Consider the following 25,774-nt stretch of genomic DNA (forward strand, 5'->3'; position numbering starts at 1 on the left):
GGGAGGAACACATGTTACCGTTTTTAAAATACGAATTTTTACAGAATGCCTTCTTAACAGGAATCATGGTTGGCTTGCTTGCTCCTGTATTAGGGGTTTTTATTGTGGTAAGAAGGCAAGCGTTAATCGCAGATGCTTTGTCTCATATCACATTAGCAGGTATTGCTGCTAATTTACTTTTAGGAAAATGGTCTTCCTTCTTTGCTGCAGCTAATCCTATTTACATGGGGATGGCGTTCTCGGTAGGTGGAGCTATTTTTATTGAGCAGCTAAGAAAAGTGTACAAGCATTATGAAGAGCTTGCTATACCTATCATTATGTCTGCGGGAATCGGTCTGAGTGTAATCTTCATTTCAATGGCAGATGGTTTCAACACAGATCTGTTCAACTATCTATTCGGAAGTATCATTGCTGTTAAACGTTCAGATGTTTGGACCGTTTTTGCGATTCTTGTTGTTGTACTCTTGTTTGTATTTTTCATGTACAAAGAATTATTTGTTTTATCTTTCGACGAAGAGCAAGGAAAGCTATCTGGCATTCGAAGCAACTGGATCTTAGTTGCTTTTATGGCAATAACGGCTTTAGTTATTGCTGCTTCCATGAAAATTGTAGGTATTTTGTTAGTTTCAGCACTTATGACGTTACCTGTTGCAGCTAGTATTCGAATCGCTAAAGGCTTTAAGCAGGCGATTTGGCTTTCAGTTCTTTTTGGTGAGATTTCAGTCATCGCCGGTATGTTTCTGTCATATTACCTTGATCTAGCATCAGGTGGAACGATTGTTTTATGTTTGGTTGTTATATTGTTCTTAACCATTCTTTATAAAAAATTTACAGGTTCCAGAAAGGTGGGTCACTTGTGAAATTTGCGATGACGATCGAACAGGCAATGGACCTTCTAAAGGAAAAGGGCTATAAGTATACAGAAAAGAGAAAAGATCTTCTTTCATTATTTGCTCGTGAAAAGAGATATCTTACAGCTAAAGAAGTTCAAGAAGCACTTAAAGATAAGTATCCTGGTCTTAGTTTTGATACGATCTATCGAAATCTAACCACTTTTGTCGAGTTAGAATTACTCGAAGAAACAGAGTGGGAAGGGGAGAAAAAGTTTCGATTTACGTGTTCACATAATGAACATCATCATCACTTGATCTGCCTTACATGTGGAAGTACGAAGTCCATTCATACGTGTCCGATGGAAGTGTTAGACAGTGAATTGAACGGCTTTGACGTGACAGGACATAAATTTGAGATCTATGGTTATTGTAAAGCGTGCAAAAATTAAACTTTTTATAACGAATGGAGTATGTATCTCCTTTTATTTAGCCAAGCTAAAGTGAAAGGAGGTTTTTTTATGCCTGAAGTTAAATGTAATGTATCGAATTGTACGTATTGGGGGGAAGGTAACAACTGTGTAGCAGATGCTATTCTTGTTGAGATCGACAAACATGCAAATATGTCTATTGACATGAGTGCAGACGGTAGCCTCCATGGTGATGCAGCTCATAAAGATGCTGCCCACGATACAGCTGAAACATGCTGTCACACGTTTAAAGCAAAACATTAAACAAAGAGGCCAAAAGAGGGCCTCTTTTTCAATGTCCATAAACTAACATCTATGAAAACGTTACTTTAAAGCCATAATAAGAACGCTCCTTAACACGATAAGAGGGGGAATCATCATGGCATACGAAAGAGATGAACGTACTATTAATAATGAAGCAGCATTTCGTGAAGAGATGGCTGCGGAAGCTGTACCGGTTCCTGTAAGAAGTGATATGACGTTACCTGAGAATGAGAGACCTCGTTATTCAGATGTAGACGACGATCACAGACATGAACACGAAGATTCACGGGAAAGAGCAGGAGGTAAAGCGACTGGAATCATCGCAATCATCCTATCTGTTTTATCTTTGTTCATACTTCCTGTGCTGTTTGGGGCAGCGGGTATTATTGTCGGATTCATTGCCAGAAGACAAGGTGCACATTCGCTTGGTAATTGGGCGATCGGAATTGGAGTCGTATCGATTATCATTTCGTTGTTTTTTGCACCATTCTTTTAAAGGAAAAAGGAGCAAAGAAGAAGCTAATCGCTTCTTCTTTTTTATGGAGTAAAAGGGCTTTAAAATTACAGTTTGAGCAGGCTTTGTAGCTTGTGGAAGTAATTGATTTCCCTTTCAGATTGCCCGCTTTCCGTGGGGCAGGCGGAGCCACATTTGGACGTTTCACTTTTAAGTGTCTCACCTGCCCACCTGTCCTAGCCGAGAGTCTCGCACCTTGCACTCCAATCAATCCATCTTCGAAGAAAAGAAAAAGTCCTTTTCTGTAAGATTGTTGCTTTTAGAACGTTTTCATTTCTTCTTCTAGCAAGTTGATTGTAGCGTAAGGTTGCCTGCCTGCCACATGAGGAGCTTCTTGCAAGGCATGCGACGAGGAGATTCACTTCTTTAGCATAGACTTGTAGACGCAGGAGCAGAGAGACAACCTTGGAGCGGGCTGGTGGAGACTCCTAATGGCGCAAAGCGGCAGGAGGCTCACCGTTTGCCCCATGGAAAGCGTGCAACCTGGAGCGGAAATCAACTACTTTCAGGAAACACCAATGTATACGAAAACAGTTTTTTGAAAAAGCAAAGATCGATTATAGCAAAAGAAAAAAGCTCCCGAAGATGGGAGCTGTTTCGAATTTATACTTGCTGAGCCGCAGCTTCAGCTTTTAATTTTTCTTCATGTGCTTTTGCTAAAATGTCGACTTCTTTCTTAAGTTCATCTAATAGCTGATCTTCTGGAATTTTCCTTACGATTTCTCCGTGGCGGAATAACAATCCTTCACCACGAGCTCCAGCGATTCCGATATCCGCTTCACGAGCTTCTCCAGGTCCGTTAACAGCACATCCAAGTACAGCAACTTTGATCGGTGCACGCACATTTGAGATATATTCTTCCACTTCATTTGCGATTGAAATGAGGTCGATCTCAATTCGTCCGCATGTCGGGCAAGAAATCAATGTGGCAGCATCGGAAAGAAGTCCGAAAGATTTCAATAGTTCACGTGCAACCTTAACTTCTTCAACAGGGTCTGCACTTAGCGAGATACGAACGGTGTTTCCGATCCCTTTATGAAGGATCGCGCCTAGTCCTGCAGCACTTTTTACGGTACCTGCAAAAAGTGTACCTGATTCTGTAATCCCAAGGTGTAATGGATAATCAAAGGCTTTTGCAGCTTTTTCATAAGCTTCGATAGCAAGATTAACATCAGATGCTTTCATGGAAACGATAATATCATGAAAATCAAGATCTTCTAGAATTTTAATATGGTGTAGAGCACTCTCGACCATACCATCTGCTGTAGGATAACCGTACTTTTCAAGATATTTCTTTTCAAGTGAGCCTGCGTTAACACCGATTCGAATCGGAATCCCTTTTTCTTTTGCGGCTTTTACTACAGCCTCAACCTTTTCACGGCGACCGATGTTACCTGGGTTGATTCTAATCTTGTCAGCTCCACCTTCGATGGCTTTCAGCGCAAGCTTATAATCAAAATGAATGTCTACGACTAGTGGGATATTAATTCTCTTCTTTATGTCTGCGATCGCTTCTGCAGCACGCATATCTGGACATGCGACACGTACCACTTGGCAGCCCGCTTCCTCCAAACGTAAGATTTCGGCTACTGTAGCCTCAACATCGTGTGTCTTTGTAGTTGTCATACTTTGTACAATAACCTGATCAGTACCACCTATTGTTAAGTTTCCTACTTTTACAGGTCTTGTTTTAGAACGGTGGGTGATTTCACTCATTGGTGAATCGCTCCTTTTTTCAAATTGACAGTATTATTCTGTCCTATCATCAGTTCATTTTAGCAGGGAACATTTTGTTTTGACAAGTAATGTTATCTCACTTACTTATGATACAAAGGGAATTTGTAGGATTTACCTATTTGTATATTCTCAGGATTCACATCAGGGTTAAGTGATTTAAAGTCTTTCAGCATAGATACAATAGAATAATTTTTATTTGAATTCAGTTCTTCTACAACAGAAATTAGTGTGTCTCCAGGTGTTACTTCATAGGTTTTAAAATTTTGTTTGTTCTTATCTTTTTTACTTTCTGTATGTATTTCTGCGTTGGCTGGACTAGACTGAGGGAGTGTCCCGATTTTTAAATCATAAGCTACCACATATAAAATTAACATGATTACACAAACCCTTATGAATCGTTTCATAAAATCCCTCTCCTTTCGCATATGTTACTATATGCTTGTCCATTTTCTTTATGACAAGTTTAAAGTGACTTCTTTCTTGAGCATGGTGTAAAATGGAAAGGCGGAAGGACAGAAAAAAATGAATTTCTGCGTATCTTTGTAGTTGTACCGATTGGAGAGGTGAAATTAATGAAAAAAGCGAAAATCCTTGCTCTGCTTTCTATAATGACCGCAGCGCTATTTATTGCTCCTTTAACAATGTATGCTGATGCTGCACCTGGCGACATTATCGTTACATTGGGTGAGAACTTAACAGAACAACAAAAAAACGAACTATTAAAAGAAATGGACGTTCCTCCTGATGTCGAATCTGTAGTTGTTACAAACGAAGAAGAACATCAATATTTAGGCAACTATATTTCAAAAGCACAAATCGGGTCTAAAGCCATCTCGTCTACAAAGATTACAATTGGTGATAAAGACCAAGGATTATCGGTTGAGACCAATAATATTAATTGGGTAACAGAAGAAATGTATATGAACGCTTTAACGACTGCAGGTGTGACTGATGCAAAGATCTATGTAACAGCACCATTTGAAGTTTCAGGGACTGCAGCTTTAACAGGTATCATAAAAGCGTACGAATCTACAGCGCAGATTGAGATTCCAGAAGCTCAAAAACAAGTGGCGAATGAAGAGATGGTAAAGACTGCAGAACTTGGTGAGAGAATCGGAACGAAAGAAGCCACTGAGCTGATGACACGTGTCAAAGAAGAAATTGCAAAAAATCCGGTACAGTCAGAAGAAGATCTGCGAGCTTTGATTGAAAAAGTGGCAAAAGACATGGGGATTGAACTTACACAAGAAGAACTGAACGGTTTACTTGCGTTGTTTAATAAGATGAAAGATCTAAATATTGATTGGGATCAAGTTCAAAATGGGTTAAAGGACATCAGTGATAATCTTGGTAATTTTTTAAATGATGAAGAGACACAGTCCTTCTTTCAAAAGATAATCGATTTCTTTATGGCTATCATTGATGCGATTAGATCTCTCTTTAAATAGACATAAAAAAAGCGGCTACCAGGCCGCTTTTTTATTTTTTTCTTGGAATCTTGGTGATAGAGATAACACAAATGAGAAAAGCCAACATCCAAAACCACAGAAATGAATAAGGGATATGTACGTTTACAAAGAAAAGGGCTGTTAATAATATTGATGGAATGGTGATGGAGTAACAAGATAGTACCCAAAGATGTCTATATGACTGTCTTCTCTTAAGAAGTTTTGCAACAGGTATGGCTAGGACTGCTAATATAGAGGCACCAGAAAACAAAATTCCTGAAAAGAGTACATACATCACTACATAAATGACGGCAATGATGATAGGGAAAATGCCGTCCAATGTGGAGGCGAAGTTTTGCATTTGATCAGGGTTCAACCCAAAACTTTCAAAATTGTTCAACGGATTATTTTTAGACAAAAGGCTAGCTAAAAATAAGCTAAAAACAGGTATCATGCATAACAGAGTTAACAATAATACATACATGATGGTACTGCCGACCCCTAAGAAACGGAAACTTGCAATTGATTTGAAAGACCACAAGCTTTTAGCAAAACGGATATGTAATTTCATATGAGAAGCTCCTTTAATTGTTAGCATAATTAGTGTACATGAACCGGGAACTTTCGACAATATGCTTCAATTGTAAAGGTAATGTTACAAATGCTCTGTTTTTATTTACACAAACAATACAAATAGAGATAATGGCGTAGGTTGATAAATGATAGTTAATAAGGAGCTGTAAACATTGAATTATCAAGAAATGTTATTTCAATTTATCGGAGGACTGGGGATCTTCTTATTCGGTATTAAGTACATGGGAGATGGCCTTCAAAACTCTGCAGGAGACCGATTACGAGAAATACTTGATAAATTAACAACAAATCCTTTTATGGGAGTTTTAGCAGGGATATTTGTAACAGTATTAATTCAAAGTAGTTCAGGTACGACAGTTCTTACTGTCGGACTAGTGAATGCTGGTTTCTTAACATTACGCCAAGCTATTGGTGTCATCATGGGTGCCAATATCGGTACTACGATTACATCTTTTATTATCGGTATTGATGTTGGAGAATACGCACTGCCGATTATTGCAGTTGGTTCGATCTTGATCTTCTTCTTTAAGAATCCGAAGTACAATTATTTTGGACAGATTACATTTGGTTTTGGAGCATTGTTCTTAGGACTTGAACTTATGGGAGACGGTATGAAGCCCCTACGCAGTCTTCAATCATTTCAAGATTTAACCGTTTCTATGAGTGACAATCCGATTCTAGGTGTAGTAATCGGGACGTTATTTACGGTAATCGTTCAATCATCAAGTGCAACAATCGGAATCTTGCAAGAACTTTATTCTCAAAACATGATCGATCTAAAAGCAGCACTTCCTGTATTGTTCGGTGATAATATCGGAACGACGATCACAGCTATTCTTGCAGCGATTGGAACAACAGTTGCAGCAAGACGTGCGGCACTAACTCACGTTATCTTTAACTTACTTGGAACACTGATCTTCTTAATCATACTTGTTCCGTTCAGGCACTATATTGAATTTTTATCAACAAAATTAGACTTAGAACCTGCTATGCAGATTGCCTTTGCGCATGGAACATTTAATGTAACGAACGTTCTGATCCAATTCTGGTTTATCGGGGCATTAGCTTTCATCGTAACTAAGTTAATAAAAGGTGAAGATGTTCTCATTGAATACAAAGCAAAACATCTCGATGAAATCGTATTAGAAACTGCTCCATCATTAGCTATCAGACAAGCGAAACAAGAGATTATACGAATGGCTAATTATTCGCAGAGCGGTTTAAAAGAAGCAATCACATATTTGAACGAAAAAGATAAAAAGAATGCAGACCTTGCCCTGCAATATGAAGAAGCGATTAATAACTTAGATCGTCAAATCACTGCTTACTTGGTCAAATTGTCTGCACATCCATTAACTCCACAAGAATCGAACGAACACTCTATGCTATTAGACACGTCTCGTGATATCGAGCGTATTGGAGACCATATGGAGAATATTATTGAGCTTGTGGACTATCAATTACGAAACAATGTTCGTTTAACAGATACCGCAAAACAAGACCTTGATGAAATGTTCACGTTAACAGTTTCTACTGTTGATAAAGCTGTTAAGGCACTTGAAGAAGGTAATGTTGAACTAGCTCAGGAAGTCTTAGGCTTAGAGGACAAAATTGATAAGATGGAACGTACACTTCGTAAGCAACATATCATGCGTATGAATGAAGGCCAGTGTGATGGTAATGCTGGTATCGTCTTCGTTGATATCATCAGCAACCTTGAAAGAATAGGTGATCATGCTGTAAACATTGCAGAAGCAGTATTAGAGAAGTAAAATGAAACCAAGAGGCTGTTTAGTCTCTTGGTTTTTTTTATGTAAAGGAGAAGTACATATGGATATTTTATATTGGATCATCATCGGTCTAGCTTTTGCCATTAGCTTTATCGCGTTGGTCTATCCCATCTTACCGGGTGTATTATTTCTTGCAGCGGGTTTTATCATCTATGGATTTGCGTTTTCGTTCGAACCTTTCACACCATTCTTCATCATTGTTCAGGTGTTATTGTTTATCAGTTTATTTATTGTTGATTATGTAGGAAATGCATATGCAGTGAAGAAAAAAGGCGGGTCAAAGGCTGCCCTATGGGGAAGTACGATCGGTTTGATCGCAGGACCATTTGTTATTCCTGTAGCAGGGATCTTGATCGGACCGTTTATAGGTGCTGTGTTAGCAGAACTTCTGTTTCAAAAGAAAGGTCTAAAAAGAGCTGTATCAATAGGGATAGGGACTGTTCTTGCCTTTGTCGGTACAACCCTAATTAAAGTGCTTACGCAAGCGATAATGATTGGTTATTTTTATTTCCAAGTCTTATAAACGCTCTTGCTAATTATGTACCACCATGCTATATTATTTTTGTTCTGAAAAAGCACATGTGTTCGTTTGAACTAATTTTTAAAAATGTTATTGACTTTAAATGACGCATCGTGCTATAGTAGTTCTTGTCCTTAACAAACGTTAAGACGTTATTCCACAGTAGCTCAGTGGTAGAGCTATCGGCTGTTAACCGATCGGTCGTAGGTTCGAGTCCTACCTGTGGAGCCATTTTGGCGGTGTAGCTCAGCTGGCTAGAGCGTACGGTTCATACCCGTGAGGTCGTGGGTTCGACTCCCTCCGCCGCTACCAAAATGTTTTTATACTCACGATGGCGGTCGTGGCGAAGTGGTTAACGCATCGGATTGTGGTTCCGACATTCGGGGGTTCGATTCCCCTCGTCCGCCCCATAACATTTACATAAGTTTCTCCATTGGACCCTTAGCTCAGTTGGTCAGAGCGGTCGGCTCATAACCGATTGGTCGTAGGTTCGAGTCCTACAGGGTCCACCATAATCGAGGAGGTATACCCAAGTCCGGCTGAAGGGATCGGTCTTGAAAACCGACAGGGGTTTAACGACCCGCGGGGGTTCGAATCCCTCTACCTCCTCCATTACATATTGGCTCGGTAGCTACGAGCATTAGAGCACGAGTATGCTACGAGTTGTCTCGACAGGTACACCCTAGAAGAAGACGTGTAGAGGAAGAGACACAGTTATTGAATAAGACTAATAAATTTTGGTTCTTAAAATTTTTGGCTCGATAGCTCAGTCGGTAGAGCAGAGGACTGAAAATCCTCGTGTCGGCGGTTCGATTCCGTCTCGAGCCACCATACATATATAACATCAACCTTACGATAAGCGTGTCGTAAGGTTTTTTTATGTTTAAAAAGGGTACAGTGTTTAAGAATTGAAAGTTCATCCTAAATTTGATAAGGTAAACATGTTGAATACTTTCTAAACAAGAAAGTTGATTAAATGGGTTTCACTTTTCAAGTAACTCTTGAAAATGAACATAAAAATTTTACATATTATGAGGAGGAAATGAACATGGCTAAATTTGAACTGCCTGCATTACCTTATGAAACAAGTGCACTTGAACCGCATATCGACAAAGAAACAATGGAGATCCACCATGGTCGCCATCACAAAACATACGTTGATAACTTAAATGCTGCTCTTGAAGGGCAAGCTGAGTTTGAAAACAAAAGCTTGGAAGATCTTTTAACTAACTTAGATGCACTTCCACAAAGCATCCAAAACGCTGTTAGAAACAATGGTGGTGGACATGCTAATCATAGCTTATTCTGGGAAGTGATCGCACCAGGCGGAGCAAACACACCTTCAGGTGAGCTTGCTGACAAGATCAACAACAAATTTGGAAGTCTTGATGCATTTAAAGAAGAGTTTGCAAACGCTGGGAAAACAAGATTCGGTTCTGGTTGGGCTTGGCTAGTAGTAAACAATGGTGAACTTGAAGTAACTAGCACTCCAAACCAAGATACTCCGGTTATGGAAGGAAAGACACCTATCCTTGGACTTGATGTGTGGGAGCACGCTTACTATTTAAAATATCAAAACAAGCGTCCAGATTATATTTCAGCGTTTTGGAACGTTGTAAACTGGGATGAAGTTGAAAAGCGTTACAACGAAGCAAAATAATTACGTAACTAAGCCGCTGGCATGCCAGTGGCTTTTTATTATGCCTTTATCATGAATTTCATAATGGTCAGATAATGTTACAAGTAATTCATCTAGCATGAAATTTCCATCACCAAAGGGAACAGTGGACTGAACAACAAAGATGTTTTTAGTTTGAAAATACCAAAGTTGTCTTTGATCAGCATTTTTATTCTTAGGACTCAATAAGGATTGATTCAAGATTTCTTCATCTACAGAATCAAATATCCAATACTCAAACAAATTGGTTCACTCCTTCTTTTTCGCTGCTTATGAAAAATGATTAACCTAAGTGGAAACCCACTACTTTCAAAAAGAGTTTTAATGGATACGATAACAACCTTGCAATAAAATCCAATTTCTTTAAAAGTGAATAGCTCTCATCGTCTTGAAAGACACTAACGACGAAATGTAAGGGGGCGAAATCATGAGAATCAAAAAATTCATGGATACCGACCAATACCCTAGAGATTTGTTTTTGTTGTTATTTGTAGGTGGATTATTTACGTTAAGTACGGCTCTATCTAATACATTTGTTAACATATTTCTTTGGAAACAATCGGGTAAGATCACGGATATTGCCTGTTATAATCTATCCATTGTAGTCATGCAGCCAATAGCATTTTATTTTGCCGGTTGGTTTGCAAAAAAAATTGATCGCGTCATCGTATTGAGGATCGGAGTTTTTATCCTCGCTTTATTTTATATCGGAGTCCTTTTAATGGGATCAATGGCAAGCAAATATCTCATTGTATTAGGAGCCATGTTAGGATTTGGATTGGGATTTTACTGGCTTGCATTTAATGTGTTGACTCTTGAAGTTACAGAACCTGAGACGCGAGACTTTTTTAACGGATATTTAGGTGTTTTAAACTCTATATCGGGAATGATCGGACCACTGAGTGCGGGTTATATCATTACTAGGATGGACAAACATCTTGGGTATGAAACCATATTCAGTATCTCGATGGTTTTATTTTTGATAGCTGTTGTCATTAGCTTCTTTTTAAAGAGGAGAAAGGCGGATGGACTGTACGGTATCCGCAAAGTTTTACAAGAACGAAAGCAGGATAAAGCTTGGCTACAATTGTTAAGAGCACATTTTTTTCAAGGTTTTCGTGAAGGTACTTTTATTTTTTTAATCGTGATTTGGGTATACACTGCTTCTAAAAGTGAGTTTGCACTCGGAACGTATGGTTTCGTTCAATCTTTTGTGTCATTTATCGGGTATTATTGTGTGTCGCATTACTTGAATCCAAAAGATAGGATGAAAGCGATATTTGGGGGAGGACTGCTCTTGTTCGTTTCTCCATTCATGCTCTTGTTTCCTATTTCGTTTACGCTTTTAATTATTTATGGAGTTTCTGTATCGATCGCTTATCCCTTATTGTTAGTGCCTTATGTCTCATTGACTTATGATATTATAGGAAAATGCCGTGGTATTCATGAAAAAAGGATTGAGTATATCGTTGTTCGTGAGATGTATCTGAATGCTGGACGAATCGTTTCAATCGTAACGTTTATCACCGTTGTTCATTTCCTAACAGAAAAAACAGGTATTCCTTTATTACTTCCTATTTTAGGAGCGGGGCACTTTATGATTTATTTCTGTTTACGAAAAGTGTCAGTCCCTATTCATCACTCTTCAAAACCCATTGAGATTGCCGAAACTCAACAAGATGGAAACAATTCAAATAAACAATGATTATCTTTTGACATAATTACCTTGGTAAGGATACTATTATTATGGAGATATAATTACCGGTTCGCTTTAGACACCCTTCTCAGGGTGTCTGTGCTGTTTTAAAGGGAGATTTACAATATTATGAAAACAAAAGATAAAAAGAAGAAAAATCATGTTCCGATTCGAATCAATGCCCTGTTCATATCTGTATTTTTTCTCTTTTCTGTTCTAGTTCTCCGCTTAGGCTACGTGCAGATCGTAAAAGGAGAAGAATATCAGCGTACAGCTTATTTAACAGAAAATGTAACAACGAAATTGGATGCTCCGCGTGGCAAGATGCTGGATGCTAACTATCGCGTAGTTGTTGATAATGAACCTGTTTTCTCTATTACATATACGAGAACACAAGAAGCTGATGCTGAGGAAAGACATCAGCTGGCACTGAAGTTAGCGGATCTAATCGAAAAGGGAACTGATGAGCTGACTGAGCGAGACAAGAAAGATTATTTTATTTTTTTAAACGAAAAGAAAGTCGAATCAAGAATTTCTAAAGAGGAAAAGAAGGATACACCTCCAGAAGAACTATACGATTTAATGCTAGAAAAGGTAACAGAAGAGGATATTAACTCATTTTCTGAAAAAGAACTTGAGGTCTTGGCGATAAAAAGTGAGATGGACCGAGGATATACTCTATCTCCACAACGTATAAAGATCGGAGCTACTGAAAAAGAGATTGCGATGATCAGTGAACACTTACCTGAGTTAGAAGGAGTGGACATTAAGCCGGATGCTGAACGCTCATATCCATTTAAGAATTCATTCCGAGATATATTTGGCCAAGTAAAACAAATTCCTAAATCAAGGATGGACTACTATACTTCTCGCGGCAACGATCGCAATGATATGGTTGGAACGAGTTTTCTGGAAGAACAATACGAATCTCTTCTTCGCGGCACAAAAACGAAGATCAAATATGTAACTGATAAAAAAGGAAATCCGGTTGGAGATCCTGTTGAAGAAGAAGGTGCAAGAGGGAGCGATCTTGTATTAACAGTAGACATGAGTCTTCAACAAGAGGTCGAAAAAGTCATTGAAGAAAAGTTGAAAGACGCGATCCGAGGGAAAAATGCATACGCAAACAGTAAATTAGATAGTGCTTATGTTGTGATGATGGATCCGAATACAGGTGCGATCCTTTCTATGGCTGCAAAGGAATATGATCGAAAAACCGGGAAGTTTATCGATATACCTTTTGGTAACGTTTATCATTCGTATGCAATGGGCTCAACAGTTAAAGGAGCTACTGTACTCACAGGTTTACAACAAGGCGTTGTTTCTCCTAATACCGTGATAAACGATGCGCCACTCACTTTTGGAGATGGAAGATCTCTGAAATCACATGAAAGTATGGGTCCAGTTGATGCTGTTGAAGCATTAGAACGTTCATCAAACGTATATATGTGGCATATTGCCATGAAACTAGCAGGGTACGATTATTCAAACAAACGATTTAATGAGAACAAGGTTCAAGAAGCGTTTGAAATACTAAGAAACTCATATAGCCAGTTCGGGTTAGGTGTTCCAACTGGAATTGACCTGCCTTCTGAAGCTACTGGTTACAACACCGGAATGAGCCGTGAACTCTCTCAAGCGATGTTCTTCTCTATCGGACAATTTGATACGTATACACCGATGCAGATGGCACAATACGTTTCAACCATTGCGAATGGCGGTTTAAGAATGCAACCGCACCTGTTGAAAGAGGTGAGAGAGCCATCCGTTGATCCAAATAAATTAGGAAAGCTTCAGTACCGTTTTGAGCCAAACGTTCTGAACAAGATTGAGATGTCACCTAGTCAGATCAAGGTTGTACAAAAAGGATTTTATGAAGTTATGCACGGCAACCAGGGTACAGCTGCTTGGATGTTTAAGAATAAAGATTATAATCCGGCAGGAAAAACAGGTACAGCCGAAATTGATAAAGCTACAGGAATCGTTAACAAAACATTGATCGGATATGCCCCTTACGAAAATCCAGAAGTAGCATTCGCTGTTGTAGTCCCTGATATTAAAGAAGGAAATACGAATAGTGAAATTGCTGAAGGTGCGTTGGATGCTTACTTCTCTATGAAAAAAGAAGGTATACCAACTAAGGCTGATCCAAAAGAAGAAAATATTGAAGAACCACGCTAATCAAGCGTGGTTCTTTTTTTGTATAGATAAATTAGGATTGCAAACAATAAGAACATATTCATGGATAAGCCAGTCTTAACAATACCTTTACAATTCATTAAAACCTAGTTCACATTCAAGGTTTATTGTAGAACATGTAAGAAAGAAACAAGCTTTAAAAAAGGGATCATGACCTGAGAAAAACTTCTCTAACATGATAAGACGAAATAATCATATTTTAGGGGGACCTATCAAGATGAAGAAAATGAAGTCTGTGTACCTTTTGGCAGTAATGTCGCTAATCTTAGTTTTTGCAGCAGCATGTGGAAACAAGAGTGAAGATGGAGCTGCAGGCGGCGGAGATCTTAGCGGAAAGATTAAAATTGATGGATCTTCCACAGTATTCCCGATCATGGAAGCTGTTTCTGAAGAGTTCCAAGCTGCAAATCCTGATGTGCAAGCACCTGTAGGAGTATCTGGAACGGGTGGAGGATTTGAAAAATTCGTTCGTGGAGAATTAGATCTTGCTAACGCTTCTCGTCCAATTAAAGATGAAGAAAAAACAGCAGCTGAAGAAAAAGGCATTGAATATACAGAATTTGAACTCGCGAAAGATGGTCTTTCAGTAGTTGTTTCAAAAGAAAACGACTTTGTTGATCACCTTACGCTAGATGAACTTAAAAAGATTTTCTTAGAAGAAAACCCTGCTAAGACATGGGCAGATGTTCGTGAAGGTTGGCCTAAGAAAAAAATCGAAGTTTTCTCTCCAGGAACTGACTCTGGAACATATGACTACTTCGATGAAGTAATCCTTGAAGAAAAACCAATGCGCCGTGACGCACAGCTTTCTGAAGATGATAACGTACTAGTGCAAGGTGTAACAGGTTCTAAGAATGCGATTGGATTCTTTGGATACGCATATTACCAAGCAAACAAAGAAAAAGTGAAAGCTGTCCCGATCGATGGAGGTAACGGACCTGTCGAGCCAACACCAAAGACAATTGAATCTGGAGAATACGCACCACTTTCTCGCCCATTGTTCACTTATGTAAATAACAAAGCGTTAAAAGATAACGAAGCAGTGTATGAATATATGAAGTTTGCTCTTGAAAACTCAGGTGAACTTGCTTCTTCTGATACGATTGGATACGTTTCTCTTCCTAAGGAAAAATACGAAGAGCAAATGAAAAAGCTAGATGAGCTTGCAGGTAAATAATTGTCCTTTATGGAAGTAGAGGAATAAGAATCTTAAACAAGGGTGAGGAGCGAGGAATCTCCTCACCTTTCACCTGTTTAGTATTGTCGAATTATAGGAGGTCTTGTTGGTGTCCAGAGATAAAACAAACCAAAAATCAATCCGCTCTATGATTCAGGAGAATAAGTCTTCAAGAAGTCAATCGGCGGTAATGGAAAAGGTAGTTCCAAAAATCTTTCTAATCTGTGCAATCATATCTATCTTTACAACAATAGGTATCGTCTTTACATTGTTAACAGAAACTTTTACATTTTTTAACCGAATCTCAATTGTTGAGTTCTTTACAAATACTCGATGGTTTCCTTTTACATCTGACGAAAATGCAGACTTCGGGATCATTGCTCTTATAATGGGTACATTGACAGTAACAGCTATTGCTATGGTTGTCGCTATCCCGATTGGTCTTGCTGCAGCTATATATTTAAGTGAATACGCATCTGCAAAAACGAGAAAAGTTATTAAACCTATCTTGGAAGTATTAGCGGGAATTCCTACAATTGTATATGGATTCTTTGCTCTCACTTTTGTTACACCCTTATTGGATAAGATCATTCCAGGTGGAATCTCGATCTTTAACGCACTAAGTCCCGGAATTGTAGTAGGGATCATGATTATTCCTATGATTGCTTCATTGTCTGAAGATGCGATGAATGCAGTTCCGAACTCTATGAGAGAAGGTGCGTTGGCTCTTGGTGCAACCCGTTTTGAAGTGGCAATGAAAGTGGTACTTCCGGCAGCACTCTCGGGAGTTATCGCATCATTCGTACTAGGGATATCTAGAGCAATCGGTGAAACAATGATCGTTACCATTGCGGGTGGTTCTAGACCAACTGCAGATATTAATGTAACGGAGTCTATCCAAACGATGACTGCTTATATCGTTCAGGTAAGCCAAGGAGACACGGGCTATGGTACAACGATTTATTACAGTATTTATGCAGTAGGTATGACTTTGTTCGTCTTTACATTAATTATGAATCTACTTGCTCAATTCATTTCCCGCAAGTTTAGGGAGGAATATTAATGCCATTAATCAATAAAGAATCTGTTAAAAAAAGAATGGGAACGAGATTAGCAGCAAATGGGGTTGCTAAATTCCTTTTTATACTTGCAACGTGTTTTTCTTTACTCGTACTAGGAGTTTTGATCTACAGAATCTTATCAGAAGGTCTGCCCTATCTAAGTTTGGATTTTATTACGAATTTTGCATCCCGAATGCCTGAACGTGCTGGTATATGGGCTGCGCTACTCGGTACGATCTGGGTAATGGCTGTAACTGCACCGGTCTCATTTATTCTTGGTGTCGGTACGGCGATCTATTTAGAAGAATATGCGAAAAAGAATGCTTTTACAAAGTTCGTTCAAATCAATATTTCTAATTTAGCAGGTGTTCCATCAATCGTTTTCGGATTGTTAGGTCTAACGATTTTCGTTCGTCTACTTGGTTTAGGATCTAGTGTTCTTGCAGGTGGTTTGACGATGAGCCTTTTAATTCTTCCTGTAATCGTTGTTGCTTCACAAGAAGCGATACGAACTGTGCCGAGAGAAATCCGAGAAGCTTCTTTCGGGATGGGTGCTACTAAATGGCAGACGATTAGAAGAATAGTGTTCCCTGCAGCGCTTCCTGGGATTTTAACAGGAACGATTCTTGCTTTATCACGTGCTGTAGGTGAGACTGCACCTCTATTAGTACTAGGTGCATTAGCTTATGTAGCATTTGTTCCAGAAAACATCTTCTCGCAGTTCACAGTGTTACCAATTCAGCTGTATAACTGGACGAGCAGACCACAAGAAGAGTTCCATATGATTGCAGCAAGTGGAATTATCATCTTGTTGATTATCTTGCTGATCATGAATTCAATCGCAGTATTGATTCGAAATAAGTTTCATAAACGCTTCTAATTGAGAGTAGGAGGACGAGAACATGGATATTACAATCAACAAACAAATGGTTCAAAAAAATGAAAAAGAACAGGATTTTACACCTGTTTTTAAGATCAATAATCTAAACTTGTGGTACGGACAGGATCATGCCTTAAAAGATATTAAATTTGATATTCCAGAAAAACAGGTTACTGCTATCATCGGTCCATCAGGATGCGGAAAGTCAACATTTATTAAAACGTTGAACAGAATGGTAGAGATGGTACCTATCGTACGTATGTCTGGAGAAATTGTATACCGTGAGAAGAATATTTTTAATCCGAAGTATGGTGTAGAAGAACTTCGTACCCAAGTCGGTATGGTGTTTCAAAAACCAAATCCGTTTCCTAAATCTATTTATGAGAATGTAGCTTACGGACCACGGATTCATGGAATTAAGAATAAAAAAGTCTTAGATGAAGTTGTAGAGAAAAGTTTAAGAGGTGCTGCTATCTGGGACGAAGTAAAAGACCGTCTTCATGAGAATGCATACGGCTTATCAGGTGGTCAACAACAGCGTTTATGTATCGCTAGATGCTTAGCGATCGAACCAGATGTCATTCTTATGGATGAACCTACTTCTGCGCTAGACCCGATCTCTACTTTAAAGGTTGAAGAGCTCGTACAAGAGCTTAAGAAAGACTACAGCATTGTTATTGTTACACATAACATGCAACAAGCAGCTCGTATATCTGATCGCACGGCATTCTTCCTTAATGGAGAAGTTGTGGAATATACAGATACGAGCACATTGTTCTCAAATCCATCGGATAAGCGAACAGAAGATTATATTACAGGACGATTCGGTTAATCAAAGAAAATAGGAGTGAGATAAATGGTTGTTCGTGAAAATTTTCAGCTTCAGTTAGAAGAGATGAAACAAGCGATCGTACAGATCTCTAAATTGACAGAGGAAGCATTAGAACTTTCTGTTGAAGCATTAAAGAATCAAGATCTCGATAAAGCCCTACAGATTATTGAAAATGATAATCGTATCAATGTCCTTGAAGATGAAATCAACGACATGGCCATTCTATTAATCGCTAAACAAGCACCTGTAGCATCTGACCTTAGACGAATCATTGCTGCCATCAAAATATCATCAGATATTGAACGAATGGCTGACTTTGCTGTTAATATTGCGAAGTCTACGATTCGAATCGGAAAACAAGAGCTCATCAAACCTTTAGAAGAGCTTCCTAAGATGGCACATCATGCGATCGCTATGCTAACAACTGCTACCAAGGCATATGTGGAAGAAGATGTGGCTCTAGCGAAGCAACTAGCAGAACTAGACGATGAAGTAGATGAAACGTACGGAAAGATTATTAAAGAACTATTAGAGCTTATGACAAAAAATCCTGAACATCTTTCTCAGATCAGTCAGCTTCTGTTTGTGTGCCGATATATCGAGCGTACAGCGGACCACGCAACGAATATTGCAGAAAGCATCATCTTCCTTGTAAAAGGGAAGAGATATGGTTTAAACGATTAAACAAATAAAAGAAGCGAGCACTGAAATGATCAGTGCTCGCTTCTTTTTATATTGCTCTTTTCTAAAAGATTGTTGTTTTGAACTCCTTGTCTCCTTTGACAATTGATTGGAGTGGAAGGTGCGTGCCTACCACCTGAAATGCATCTCGTAAGGCATGCGACGAGGAAGCTTACTCCGCTAGCATTAACTTGTAGACGCAGGAGCAAGGAGCATAAAGGCGGGCAGTTTGAAAAGTGGAAGTGGCTTGACAGCCCTGACAAGCAAAAGTTGAATGGGCTATGAAGGCGCATTTTGCTCATCACAGACCGTTCAACTTTTGACCTCGAGAGGCTAGCCACTGCAACTAGACAGCTGAGCCACTTAAGAGTGAAACGTTCGAATGTAACTCACCGTCTGCCCCGTGGGAAGCGAGCAAGCCCTGGAACGGAAATCTTTCAAAAGCAACAAAGTTTACGAAAACAGCCTTTATTATGTTATGTAGAATTATGAACTTGTTATTTCTTTCGCGATCTCATCAAAACTCATTTTACTGTTTACTTGATGAGATTCAGCTCTTACTGCACCTTCTAAATTGTTCGTACGCAAATATTTTAAGAACTCATCACTATTTTTAATGATGTTTTCTTTTTGCAGAAGGTCGCATACTTCTCCAGTACTCATTCCTTGAGTAATTGTTAAAGTCATCTGATACACCTTATCTTCCTCTTTTGGAGGAACGGTTTTAGGTTCTTCTTTTGCAACCGGAGCCGCAGCTGTTTCAGTATCTTTAAGTGAAGTATACTCTTCCTTTGAAATTGCTAATTCGCCTTTTTCAGAAAGATATTGAGCTACCGATTCTTCTGTTAGTTCAGAAGTTTTATCAGCATCATCAGCCGTATAATAAAAACCAGCCAAAATTCCTGTTGAAAGGATTATACCTGCTGAAAATCCGCGAAGGTTTTTGCTTGTCATACTCATTACCCCTCACAAATTAGTTCTTATCGTTAATCATCATTTCATCTTCAAGAACTTTTAGTTTCTTTTTTATTTGATAGATCTCTTTCATTAACTGAATAGTAAAGTTCTCGAGCTGTGTTTCAACTGAAGCTTCCTTGTTTTTTCTAAAGGAAAGAATCAAAAGAATAACACCTACTAGTAACAATCCAAAAATAGCAAACTCCATAATATCCTCCCTAATTTAAAGCTATACTCTTTACTTTTATAACATAGTATTCTGCTGTGGTATAGGTTTTTTCGCAAAAGTTTACACAAATTACTACAATTCGACTATATTCTCATTTTAATCCATTAGAACCGTTGAAAGTTGGAAATAAAAACGACGATTTTTGTCTTACTTTGTCAATTTGACAGAATAATCAGAGATATTAACCGGTTACAAAAACTTTACATATTCGGAAATCTCAAGTGGGATAAGGAAGCGCCATTTTTCGACTTTTTTGACACATTGTATATAAAAATATCCAGTGATACGATTATAAAAAATACGGTAATAAAAAATCATTTCTTAGAATAATTGATTAGGATGAGGTGATGAACTTGATCGAAGATATTGTCAAATTAAAGGAAAACGGATTAACCCTTCAAGAGATCGCACAAAGGATGAACATGTCTTTAGGAAAGGTTCAGTATCGCTGGAACAAATATCGGCAGCAGCAAACACCATCGAATCATGAACTTCCATCTCAGCCCGTTCTTAAAGAAGAGAAGTGGTCTATGCCTTTTGAATATGAAGAGGCAAATGTTCATCTGATGCCAAGGACTTCAGATAGTTTGTATGTGTATTGGAGTTTTTCAGAATCAACAAAACAGATGGCAGAACATCATTTCCGCACAAAATGGGAAGACCTTCCTTCGATATTGAAAATCTATGACGTAACTGACATCGACTTTTTCGGCCATAATGCTCATCGAACATTTGAGGTAGTGCTACCTCCGATGACCAACAATTGGTTTCTTCATTCCTTAGAATCTGGAAGAACTTATATCGTTGATATTGGTACGCAAACATTTGATGGCAGTTTTTTTACTTTATTACGATCAAATCCTGCAGAGACTAGTCCTTCGCTATTTAACAGTTTTCATGATGAAAAGATCGACAGATGGAAACACCAAAATGTTGAACAACCCGAATGGCTAGAAAACTTCTCGACATATTCATATTATCAAAAAATTAGATAGGAGAGTAAAACATGTCTAACGGGTATTTTTCATTAGTCTTGCACGCTCACCTTCCTTATGTGAGGCATAAAGAAGCGAATCGGTTAGAGGAAAGATGGGTATTTGAGGCACTTACTGAGACATATATCCCGTTGTTATGGGTACTCGAAGAACAGCCTGAAGCCTTGTCTTGGACCCTATCATTCTCACCTCCTTTGTTGGAGTTATTAAACGATCCAGTCATTCAAAAGCGTTATCTAGAACATTTAGACCTTACGATAAAATTGGTTAAAAAAGAAAAAAAGCATTCTATTAATAAGGAAGAAGAAAAAATTATCGATTTTTACGAAGAACGCTATAAAAGAATCATGGAAACTTATCAAGAATTCGATTGTAAAGTTACAGATGCTTATAAGCGCTATATGGATATAGGGAAGGTTTATTGCATTACTTCCTCTGCAACCCACGCGTTCCTTCCCTATGTTCAAACTGAGCAAGGAGTTAAGGCTCAGATCTTTGCAGGCGTTCAAACTTTTGAAAAGTATTTTGGTGAAAAGCCTAAAGGCTTCTGGCTACCAGAATGTGCATACTCTCCCGGCGTAGATAAAGCGTTAGCTGATGCAGGGATACAGTTTACTTTTGTAGATGAAGAAACTTTACTCCGAAGTAAGCCTGTTCCATCAAAAGGTATTGGAGCACCTGTTTATTCTCCACATGGGGTAGCACTGTTCTCACGAAATCAATGCATCTCAGAAACGATATGGAATTCTTCTGTTGGTTATCCGGGTGATTTTGATTATAGAGAGTTTTATCGAGATGTTGCTTATGAACGGGAGAACGAATATATAAAGAGCTTCATACATCCAGAAGGAATTCGAGTTGATACAGGTTTAAAGTATTGGCGAATAACTGGGGAAACGGAGAACAAGGACTGGTACCAAAGAGACTGGGCATTAAATAAAGTACAGAATCATGCTAATGATTTTTGTCATCGTATTAAAGAATATCTACATACCAACGAACAATCTTACCCTCCTCAATTAATAACTGCACCATTTGATGCAGAACTATTTGGACACTGGTGGTTTGAAGGACCAGAATTTTTACTTCAATCCATGAACGTTTCAACTGAACAAAACATCACGTGGATCACACCTCAAGAATTTTTAACAAGACATTATCAAGATTTAGAAACTGTAAGACCATGCTTTTCAACATGGGGACGAAACCAAACAGGCGAAGTATGGCTGAATGAGTCAAACGCTTGGATGTATAGACACCTGCATCACTGTGAAAGAAAACTTGTTCAACTCGCAGCTCGTCTTTCACATGACGAACCTAACATCGTTATGGAACGTTATGCAGATCAGATGGTTCGCGAATGGATGCTTGCCGCTAGTTCTGATTGGGCTTTTATCATTGAAGGCAATAGTGCAACAGAATATGCCAAGTCAAGATTCCAAGAACATATCGAGAGGTTTCATGAACTGTATCGATCGATTGAAAATAAGACGTATCAGCTTTCAGAGATAGCAGACTATGAAAACAAATATCCTTTCATGTTAACAACTGGCTTATGGCACTTTTTTAAGAGTAAACATGATGAATACGTAGCTTCTCAGTACAATGAACTAAAAGCTAAAGGCAAAAAGAAGATATTAATGCTTTCATGGGAGTTCCCTCCTATGGTAGTGGGTGGGTTAGCACGGCATGTATTCGATCTTTCAAGAAAATTGGTCGAGCAAGGAACGGAAGTATATGTTATTACATCTTCTGTTCCAGGATATCCGGAACATGAAGTGAACAACGGAGTACATGTATACCGAGTTGCTGGTAAACAGCCGAAGTTTGAGTCGTTTTTCCACTGGACTGGAAGCTTGAATTTGGCCATTACGGAACAAGCGATGGCATTAGCAAATAAGTTTGATTTTGATTGCATTCATGCTCATGATTGGCTTGTCTCTGTTTCGGCACTAGCCATTAAGAAAGAATTAAACATTCCGTTGATCACCACAATTCATGCAACAGAACATGGAAGAAACAATGGGATTACATCACCCCTTCAATACGAGATCAATCAGAAAGAATGGGAACTGATGGATGGATCAGACAGTCTGATCGTATGCAGTGACTATATGAAGAATGAGTTAACCGGGGTCTTTAGTATCCAGGAAGAAAAGATAACGATTCTACCAAACGGAATAGATCCAGAACAAATCACATTCCAATCAAGTCCTTCGATAGAAGATAAAAACGATCATAACCTTCTTCTTTTTTCGGTTGGCAGGCTTGTAAGAGAAAAAGGGTTTCAAACGATCATAGAGGCTGCAGATATTTTAAGGAATTCGGGCAAACACGTCAGGTTTGTGATTGCTGGAAAAGGTCCTTTAATGGATGAACTAACAGCAATGATCAAACAGAAGAATCTTGAAGAATATGTTCATCTTGCAGGATTCGTTAGCGATGAGGAAAGAAATGAATGGTTTGCAAAAGCTGATGCTGCTCTATTTCCGAGTCATTATGAACCGTTTGGCATTGTTGCACTAGAAGGGATGGCCGCAGGTAAACTGACAATCGTTTCTGATACGGGTGGATTAAGAGAAATTGTTGACCATGAAAGGACAGGGCTAAAAATATACCCTAACGATCCAGAGAGTATTGTGTGGGCTGTAGAATATATCCTTAGCAATCGTGAGCATTGCTTAGAAATGGCAAAAAGCGGTGAAGAAGTAGCTAGAACCGTTTTCAGTTGGGATTCTATTGCAGAAAAGACTGCAGAACTCTATAAGACAGAACAAAATAAAACATCAAAAGTGGGAGGTATCGTTTAATGAAGGGTGTAATTATGGCTGGTGGAAAAGGAACACGATTAAGACCTCTTACATGCAATATGCCAAAACCAATGGTGCCGATGCTTCATAAACCTGTTATGGAGTATGGTATCGAACTTCTTAAGAAATTTGGTATCACTGATATCGCCGTTACCGTTCATTACTTACCAGACGCAATTAAAAACTATTTTGGTGATGGTCGCGACTTTGGTGTTAACCTTCATTATTTTGTTGAAGATTCTCCACTCGGAACAGCAGGCTCCATTAAGAATGCTGAGGAATTTTTGGATGAGCGTTTTATTGTGATATCAGGTGATGCATTAACAGATTTCAACCTTGAAAAAGGAATTCAATTTCATGAAGATAAAGAGTCTCTAGCAACAATCTTTATGAAACAAGTAGATTCTCCTTTAGAATATGGTGTGATCATGACTAACCAAGAAGGAAAGATCATTCGTTTTCTTGAAAAGCCAAGCTGGAATGAAGTCTTTAGTGATACGGTGAACACAGGTATCTATGTACTCGAACCAGAAGTGTTCCAATATATTGAAAAAGATGTGCCAGTTGATTTTAGTAAAGATTTGTTTCCGCTGCTTATGAAAGAAGATAAAAATTTGTTCGGTTACCAAGCAGAAGGATATTGGTCTGATATCGGGAGCCTTCAGCAGTATCGTCAATCGCATTATGATATGTTGAACGGTTTAGTGAATCTACCTTTTGCAGGAGAGGAAAAAGAGCCTGGTGTTTGGATCGGTGAGAATGTATTTATTGAAGATGGAGCTGTGATTGAAGCACCTGTAAGCATTGCAGATGGGGCAGTTATTCGTAAAGGCTCTCATATTGGCAAGCTATCTGTTGTTGGGAAGAATAGTGTAGTAAGCACTGGAAGCTCTTTAAAGAAAACGGTTCTATGGAACGATGTTTTTGTAGGAGATCAGTGTGAATTAAGAGGGGCAACGATCGCGAACGGTACGAAAGTAGAAAAAGATGCTTCTGTCTTTGAACATGCGGTAGTAGGTAACCATTGTACAATTGGTAGAAACGCGACGTTAAAGCCAGATGTAAAAATCTGGCCAGAAAAAGAGATCTTCGAAGAAGCTCTTGTTCACACTTCGATCGTATGGGGAAAAAAAGCTACAAAATCTTTGTTTGGATCTAGAGGCGTCTCTGGAATTGCAAACGTTGAGATCACACCAGATTATATTGCAAGACTTGCATCAGCCTATGGAGCTGTTCTTCCCTATGGGTCACAGATCATCATCGCAAGTGACTCACATGACTTTTCAGTTATGATTAAACAATCTTTTATTCAAGGACTTCATTCTTCAGGAGTGCATACGCTTGATATTAGTCCTACTGTCGCACCTGTCGTTCGTTTCTCGATCGAAGAAGAACGTTTAGAAGGCGGTGTCTACGTAAGGTTCTCGAACCCTACGGGAGAAAAACAACTGATGATCGAATTCTATGATAACAAAGGACTTCCGATTCATTCTGATCTTGAAAGAAAGATTGAGAATGCCTATTGGCAGGAAGATTATAGACGTGCTTCATTTGATCGAATCGGAAAAGGTGCTGTTCAAGCGAACAAACATGAAGATTACATTTCTGCTCTACTAGAAGAAATTCAAGAAAAAGGGATTCAAGAAGCTAAGTTCAGAGTAGTGGTAAATTACAATCACCAGCCGTACCTTAACTTTATTCCTAATCTATATAATCGATTGAACTGTGAGATCCTAACCGCTCCATATCAGACGAAGCCAGAGGAAATGGCATCTTTTGTGAGAGTTACAAATGCCAATATTGGTGTATTGATCGGAGAAGCGGGTGAAACGTTGCGCCTCATTACAGAAACAGGTGAAGTGTTGGATGAAGAGACTATGCTTGCTCTCTACGTTTTCACAGCATTTTCACAAGGTAAGCAAAAGGAGATGGCTATCCCTGTATATGGATCATCTGCTTTAGATTCCATTGCTGAACGTTTAAAAGGAAAGCTGATACGGACGAAAGCTAACCCGCGTTCAATCATGGAAGTAGGGGATGGGGTCCTTAATTATCAATACGACGCTCAATACGCATTTGTTCATATCTTAGAGATCATGGCGATGCAGAAGATCACACTATCTGAACTCGTCAAAATGCTTCCTGACGTGCATATGTTAAGAGAATATGTACCTTGCCCAAAAGATAAGAAAGGCCGAGTAATGCGCAGACTGATGGAGGATATCCGTGACAACAATGTAGAATTGCTTGATGGGATTAAAGTTTTTCATCCTGAAGGAGGATGGACACTTATCCTTCCAGATGTAGAACAGCCTGTTTTTACCGTGTACTCACAGAATACAGATCCAGAACAAGCGAAACAAGCAGCATCACAATACATTGAAAAAATTCAGTTATATCAGCAGGTGTAAC

The 25,774-nt window shown here is 38.8% G+C and carries 24 protein-coding genes and 6 tRNA genes; 24 read left to right on the top strand and 6 right to left on the bottom strand.

Annotated features, from left to right (window positions below):
- Positions 1–11: 11 nt before the first annotated feature.
- From FS458_RS07095 to FS458_RS07110, 4 genes are all read left to right on the top strand, one after another.
- The gene (locus tag FS458_RS07095; protein ID WP_144699036.1) at positions 12–860 is read left to right on the top strand and encodes a metal ABC transporter permease; all 849 of its coding nucleotides are present in this window, start codon (positions 12–14) and stop codon (positions 858–860) included.
- Positions 861–868: 8 nt separating this feature from the next.
- The gene (locus tag FS458_RS07100; RefSeq protein WP_144703375.1) at positions 869–1,282 is read left to right on the top strand and encodes a Fur family transcriptional regulator; all 414 of its coding nucleotides are present in this window, start codon (positions 869–871) and stop codon (positions 1,280–1,282) included.
- 69 nt (positions 1,283–1,351) lie between these two features.
- Positions 1,352–1,564, top strand: a complete 213-nt coding sequence (locus tag FS458_RS07105) for a DUF1540 domain-containing protein (RefSeq protein WP_144699038.1) — start codon at positions 1,352–1,354, stop codon at positions 1,562–1,564.
- Positions 1,565–1,679: 115 nt separating this feature from the next.
- On the top strand, positions 1,680–2,060 hold the full coding sequence (locus tag FS458_RS07110; RefSeq protein WP_144699040.1) for a DUF4190 domain-containing protein: 381 nt from the start codon (positions 1,680–1,682) through the stop codon (positions 2,058–2,060).
- Positions 2,061–2,681: 621 nt separating this feature from the next.
- Here FS458_RS07110 and ispG read toward each other — a convergent pair.
- Together ispG and FS458_RS07120 are read right to left on the bottom strand one after the other, a co-directional pair.
- On the bottom strand, positions 2,682–3,794 hold the full coding sequence (gene ispG / locus FS458_RS07115) for a flavodoxin-dependent (E)-4-hydroxy-3-methylbut-2-enyl-diphosphate synthase (RefSeq protein WP_066396210.1): 1,113 nt from the start codon (positions 3,792–3,794) through the stop codon (positions 2,682–2,684).
- Between the two features lie 101 nt (positions 3,795–3,895).
- Positions 3,896–4,219: a LysM peptidoglycan-binding domain-containing protein gene (locus FS458_RS07120; RefSeq protein ID WP_144699042.1), complete on the bottom strand. Its 324-nt coding sequence runs from the start codon at positions 4,217–4,219 to the stop codon at positions 3,896–3,898.
- Positions 4,220–4,387: 168 nt separating this feature from the next.
- Between FS458_RS07120 and FS458_RS07125 the strand changes: the two genes are divergently transcribed.
- Positions 4,388–5,263, top strand: coding sequence for a DUF1002 domain-containing protein (locus FS458_RS07125; RefSeq protein ID WP_144699044.1), 876 nt, complete (start codon positions 4,388–4,390; stop codon positions 5,261–5,263).
- Positions 5,264–5,294: 31 nt separating this feature from the next.
- Here the strand turns inward: FS458_RS07125 and FS458_RS07130 are convergent, their stop codons facing one another.
- Entirely contained in the window at positions 5,295–5,834 is a 540-nt protein-coding gene (locus tag FS458_RS07130) for a DUF1189 family protein (RefSeq protein ID WP_186320480.1), read from the bottom strand.
- Between the two features lie 190 nt (positions 5,835–6,024).
- Here FS458_RS07130 and FS458_RS07135 point away from each other — a divergent pair, with 190 nt between their 5' ends.
- From FS458_RS07135 to FS458_RS07175, 9 genes are all read left to right on the top strand, one after another.
- Positions 6,025–7,629: a Na/Pi cotransporter family protein gene (locus FS458_RS07135; RefSeq protein ID WP_144703378.1), complete on the top strand. Its 1,605-nt coding sequence runs from the start codon at positions 6,025–6,027 to the stop codon at positions 7,627–7,629.
- A 58-nt stretch (positions 7,630–7,687) separates the two neighbouring features.
- Positions 7,688–8,170: a DUF456 domain-containing protein gene (locus FS458_RS07140; protein WP_144699048.1), complete on the top strand. Its 483-nt coding sequence runs from the start codon at positions 7,688–7,690 to the stop codon at positions 8,168–8,170.
- Between the two features lie 153 nt (positions 8,171–8,323).
- Positions 8,324–8,398, top strand: a tRNA-Asn gene (locus tag FS458_RS07145).
- A gap of 4 nt (positions 8,399–8,402) precedes the next feature.
- Positions 8,403–8,479: transfer RNA gene (locus FS458_RS07150), tRNA-Met, on the top strand.
- A gap of 22 nt (positions 8,480–8,501) precedes the next feature.
- A tRNA-His gene (locus FS458_RS07155) sits at positions 8,502–8,577 on the top strand.
- A gap of 25 nt (positions 8,578–8,602) precedes the next feature.
- Positions 8,603–8,679: transfer RNA gene (locus FS458_RS07160), tRNA-Ile, on the top strand.
- A gap of 7 nt (positions 8,680–8,686) precedes the next feature.
- Positions 8,687–8,779: transfer RNA gene (locus FS458_RS07165), tRNA-Ser, on the top strand.
- Positions 8,780–8,922: 143 nt separating this feature from the next.
- Positions 8,923–8,998, top strand: a tRNA-Phe gene (locus tag FS458_RS07170).
- Between the two features lie 217 nt (positions 8,999–9,215).
- Complete coding sequence (locus FS458_RS07175; RefSeq protein WP_144699050.1) at positions 9,216–9,827, top strand: superoxide dismutase; 612 nt, start codon at positions 9,216–9,218, stop codon at positions 9,825–9,827.
- Here FS458_RS07175 and FS458_RS07180 read toward each other — a convergent pair whose 3' ends face one another.
- Positions 9,828–10,088, bottom strand: coding sequence for a hypothetical protein (locus FS458_RS07180; protein WP_144699052.1), 261 nt, complete (start codon positions 10,086–10,088; stop codon positions 9,828–9,830).
- A gap of 181 nt (positions 10,089–10,269) precedes the next feature.
- Here FS458_RS07180 and FS458_RS07185 point away from each other — a divergent pair, with 181 nt between their 5' ends.
- The 7 genes from FS458_RS07185 to phoU all read left to right on the top strand — a co-directional run bounded on the left by FS458_RS07185 (position 10,270) and on the right by phoU (position 18,374).
- The gene (locus tag FS458_RS07185) at positions 10,270–11,550 is read left to right on the top strand and encodes an MFS transporter (protein ID WP_370630040.1); all 1,281 of its coding nucleotides are present in this window, start codon (positions 10,270–10,272) and stop codon (positions 11,548–11,550) included.
- A gap of 120 nt (positions 11,551–11,670) precedes the next feature.
- The gene (locus tag FS458_RS07190; RefSeq protein ID WP_144699056.1) at positions 11,671–13,722 is read left to right on the top strand and encodes a penicillin-binding transpeptidase domain-containing protein; all 2,052 of its coding nucleotides are present in this window, start codon (positions 11,671–11,673) and stop codon (positions 13,720–13,722) included.
- A gap of 235 nt (positions 13,723–13,957) precedes the next feature.
- Complete coding sequence (locus FS458_RS07195) at positions 13,958–14,917, top strand: PstS family phosphate ABC transporter substrate-binding protein (protein ID WP_144699058.1); 960 nt, start codon at positions 13,958–13,960, stop codon at positions 14,915–14,917.
- Positions 14,918–15,023: 106 nt separating this feature from the next.
- Complete coding sequence (pstC, locus tag FS458_RS07200) at positions 15,024–15,980, top strand: phosphate ABC transporter permease subunit PstC (RefSeq protein ID WP_370630026.1); 957 nt, start codon at positions 15,024–15,026, stop codon at positions 15,978–15,980.
- Entirely contained in the window at positions 15,980–16,858 is an 879-nt protein-coding gene (gene pstA, locus FS458_RS07205) for a phosphate ABC transporter permease PstA (RefSeq protein WP_144699060.1), read from the top strand. Before pstC ends, pstA begins: the two co-directional genes overlap by 1 nt.
- Before the next feature lie 46 nt (positions 16,859–16,904).
- Positions 16,905–17,690 (top strand): phosphate ABC transporter ATP-binding protein PstB, encoded by a 786-nt coding sequence (gene pstB / locus FS458_RS07210; protein ID WP_370630039.1) that lies wholly within the window; start codon positions 16,905–16,907, stop codon positions 17,688–17,690.
- 24 nt (positions 17,691–17,714) lie between these two features.
- Positions 17,715–18,374: a phosphate signaling complex protein PhoU gene (gene phoU, locus FS458_RS07215; RefSeq protein ID WP_144699064.1), complete on the top strand. Its 660-nt coding sequence runs from the start codon at positions 17,715–17,717 to the stop codon at positions 18,372–18,374.
- A gap of 483 nt (positions 18,375–18,857) precedes the next feature.
- On the opposite strand, the gene FS458_RS07220 is transcribed toward phoU, so the two are convergent.
- Complete coding sequence (locus FS458_RS07220) at positions 18,858–19,325, bottom strand: endolytic transglycosylase MltG (RefSeq protein ID WP_144699066.1); 468 nt, start codon at positions 19,323–19,325, stop codon at positions 18,858–18,860.
- A gap of 19 nt (positions 19,326–19,344) precedes the next feature.
- Positions 19,345–19,536 carry a hypothetical protein gene (locus FS458_RS07225; RefSeq protein WP_066396184.1) on the bottom strand — a complete coding sequence of 64 codons (192 nt, stop codon included), beginning with the start codon at positions 19,534–19,536 and terminating at the stop codon, positions 19,345–19,347.
- A gap of 368 nt (positions 19,537–19,904) precedes the next feature.
- Here FS458_RS07225 and FS458_RS07230 point away from each other — a divergent pair, with 368 nt between their 5' ends.
- The 3 genes from FS458_RS07230 to FS458_RS07240 are packed head-to-tail and all read left to right on the top strand — an operon-like array spanning position 19,905 to position 25,773.
- Positions 19,905–20,552, top strand: coding sequence for a DUF4912 domain-containing protein (locus tag FS458_RS07230; RefSeq protein ID WP_144699068.1), 648 nt, complete (start codon positions 19,905–19,907; stop codon positions 20,550–20,552).
- 11 nt (positions 20,553–20,563) lie between these two features.
- Entirely contained in the window at positions 20,564–23,362 is a 2,799-nt protein-coding gene (locus FS458_RS07235; protein ID WP_144699070.1) for a 1,4-alpha-glucan branching protein domain-containing protein, read from the top strand.
- Positions 23,362–25,773: a sugar phosphate nucleotidyltransferase gene (locus FS458_RS07240; RefSeq protein ID WP_144699072.1), complete on the top strand. Its 2,412-nt coding sequence runs from the start codon at positions 23,362–23,364 to the stop codon at positions 25,771–25,773. The genes FS458_RS07235 and FS458_RS07240 overlap by 1 nt, the downstream gene beginning before the upstream one ends.
- Position 25,774 lies beyond the last annotated feature (1 nt).

It is taken from the genome of Fictibacillus phosphorivorans (assembly GCF_007673525.1).
Lineage (GTDB): Bacteria > Bacillota > Bacilli > Bacillales > Fictibacillaceae > Fictibacillus > Fictibacillus phosphorivorans_C.

What these genes read in the sequence shown, in the direction of transcription:
- FS458_RS07110 (WP_144699040.1), top strand. Translation starts at nt 1,680, where the DNA reads ATGGCATACGAAAGAGATGAACGTACTATTAATAATGAAGCAGCATTT.
- FS458_RS07100 (WP_144703375.1), top strand. Translation starts at nt 869, where the DNA reads ATGACGATCGAACAGGCAATGGACCTTCTAAAGGAAAAGGGCTATAAG.
- FS458_RS07220 (WP_144699066.1), bottom strand. Translation starts at nt 19,325, where the DNA reads ATGACAAGCAAAAACCTTCGCGGATTTTCAGCAGGTATAATCCTTTCA.
- ispG (WP_066396210.1), bottom strand. Translation starts at nt 3,794, where the DNA reads ATGAGTGAAATCACCCACCGTTCTAAAACAAGACCTGTAAAAGTAGGA.
- FS458_RS07190 (WP_144699056.1), top strand. Translation starts at nt 11,671, where the DNA reads ATGAAAACAAAAGATAAAAAGAAGAAAAATCATGTTCCGATTCGAATC.
- FS458_RS07140 (WP_144699048.1), top strand. Translation starts at nt 7,688, where the DNA reads ATGGATATTTTATATTGGATCATCATCGGTCTAGCTTTTGCCATTAGC.
- FS458_RS07095 (WP_144699036.1), top strand. Translation starts at nt 12, where the DNA reads ATGTTACCGTTTTTAAAATACGAATTTTTACAGAATGCCTTCTTAACA.
- FS458_RS07125 (WP_144699044.1), top strand. Translation starts at nt 4,388, where the DNA reads ATGAAAAAAGCGAAAATCCTTGCTCTGCTTTCTATAATGACCGCAGCG.
- pstA (WP_144699060.1), top strand. Translation starts at nt 15,980, where the DNA reads ATGCCATTAATCAATAAAGAATCTGTTAAAAAAAGAATGGGAACGAGA.
- phoU (WP_144699064.1), top strand. Translation starts at nt 17,715, where the DNA reads ATGGTTGTTCGTGAAAATTTTCAGCTTCAGTTAGAAGAGATGAAACAA.
- FS458_RS07130 (WP_186320480.1), bottom strand. Translation starts at nt 5,834, where the DNA reads ATGAAATTACATATCCGTTTTGCTAAAAGCTTGTGGTCTTTCAAATCA.
- FS458_RS07195 (WP_144699058.1), top strand. Translation starts at nt 13,958, where the DNA reads ATGAAGAAAATGAAGTCTGTGTACCTTTTGGCAGTAATGTCGCTAATC.
- FS458_RS07240 (WP_144699072.1), top strand. Translation starts at nt 23,362, where the DNA reads ATGAAGGGTGTAATTATGGCTGGTGGAAAAGGAACACGATTAAGACCT.
- FS458_RS07225 (WP_066396184.1), bottom strand. Translation starts at nt 19,536, where the DNA reads ATGGAGTTTGCTATTTTTGGATTGTTACTAGTAGGTGTTATTCTTTTG.
- FS458_RS07135 (WP_144703378.1), top strand. Translation starts at nt 6,025, where the DNA reads ATGTTATTTCAATTTATCGGAGGACTGGGGATCTTCTTATTCGGTATT.
- FS458_RS07230 (WP_144699068.1), top strand. Translation starts at nt 19,905, where the DNA reads ATGAACTTGATCGAAGATATTGTCAAATTAAAGGAAAACGGATTAACC.
- FS458_RS07120 (WP_144699042.1), bottom strand. Translation starts at nt 4,219, where the DNA reads ATGAAACGATTCATAAGGGTTTGTGTAATCATGTTAATTTTATATGTG.
- pstB (WP_370630039.1), top strand. Translation starts at nt 16,905, where the DNA reads ATGGTTCAAAAAAATGAAAAAGAACAGGATTTTACACCTGTTTTTAAG.
- FS458_RS07175 (WP_144699050.1), top strand. Translation starts at nt 9,216, where the DNA reads ATGGCTAAATTTGAACTGCCTGCATTACCTTATGAAACAAGTGCACTT.
- FS458_RS07105 (WP_144699038.1), top strand. Translation starts at nt 1,352, where the DNA reads ATGCCTGAAGTTAAATGTAATGTATCGAATTGTACGTATTGGGGGGAA.
- FS458_RS07235 (WP_144699070.1), top strand. Translation starts at nt 20,564, where the DNA reads ATGTCTAACGGGTATTTTTCATTAGTCTTGCACGCTCACCTTCCTTAT.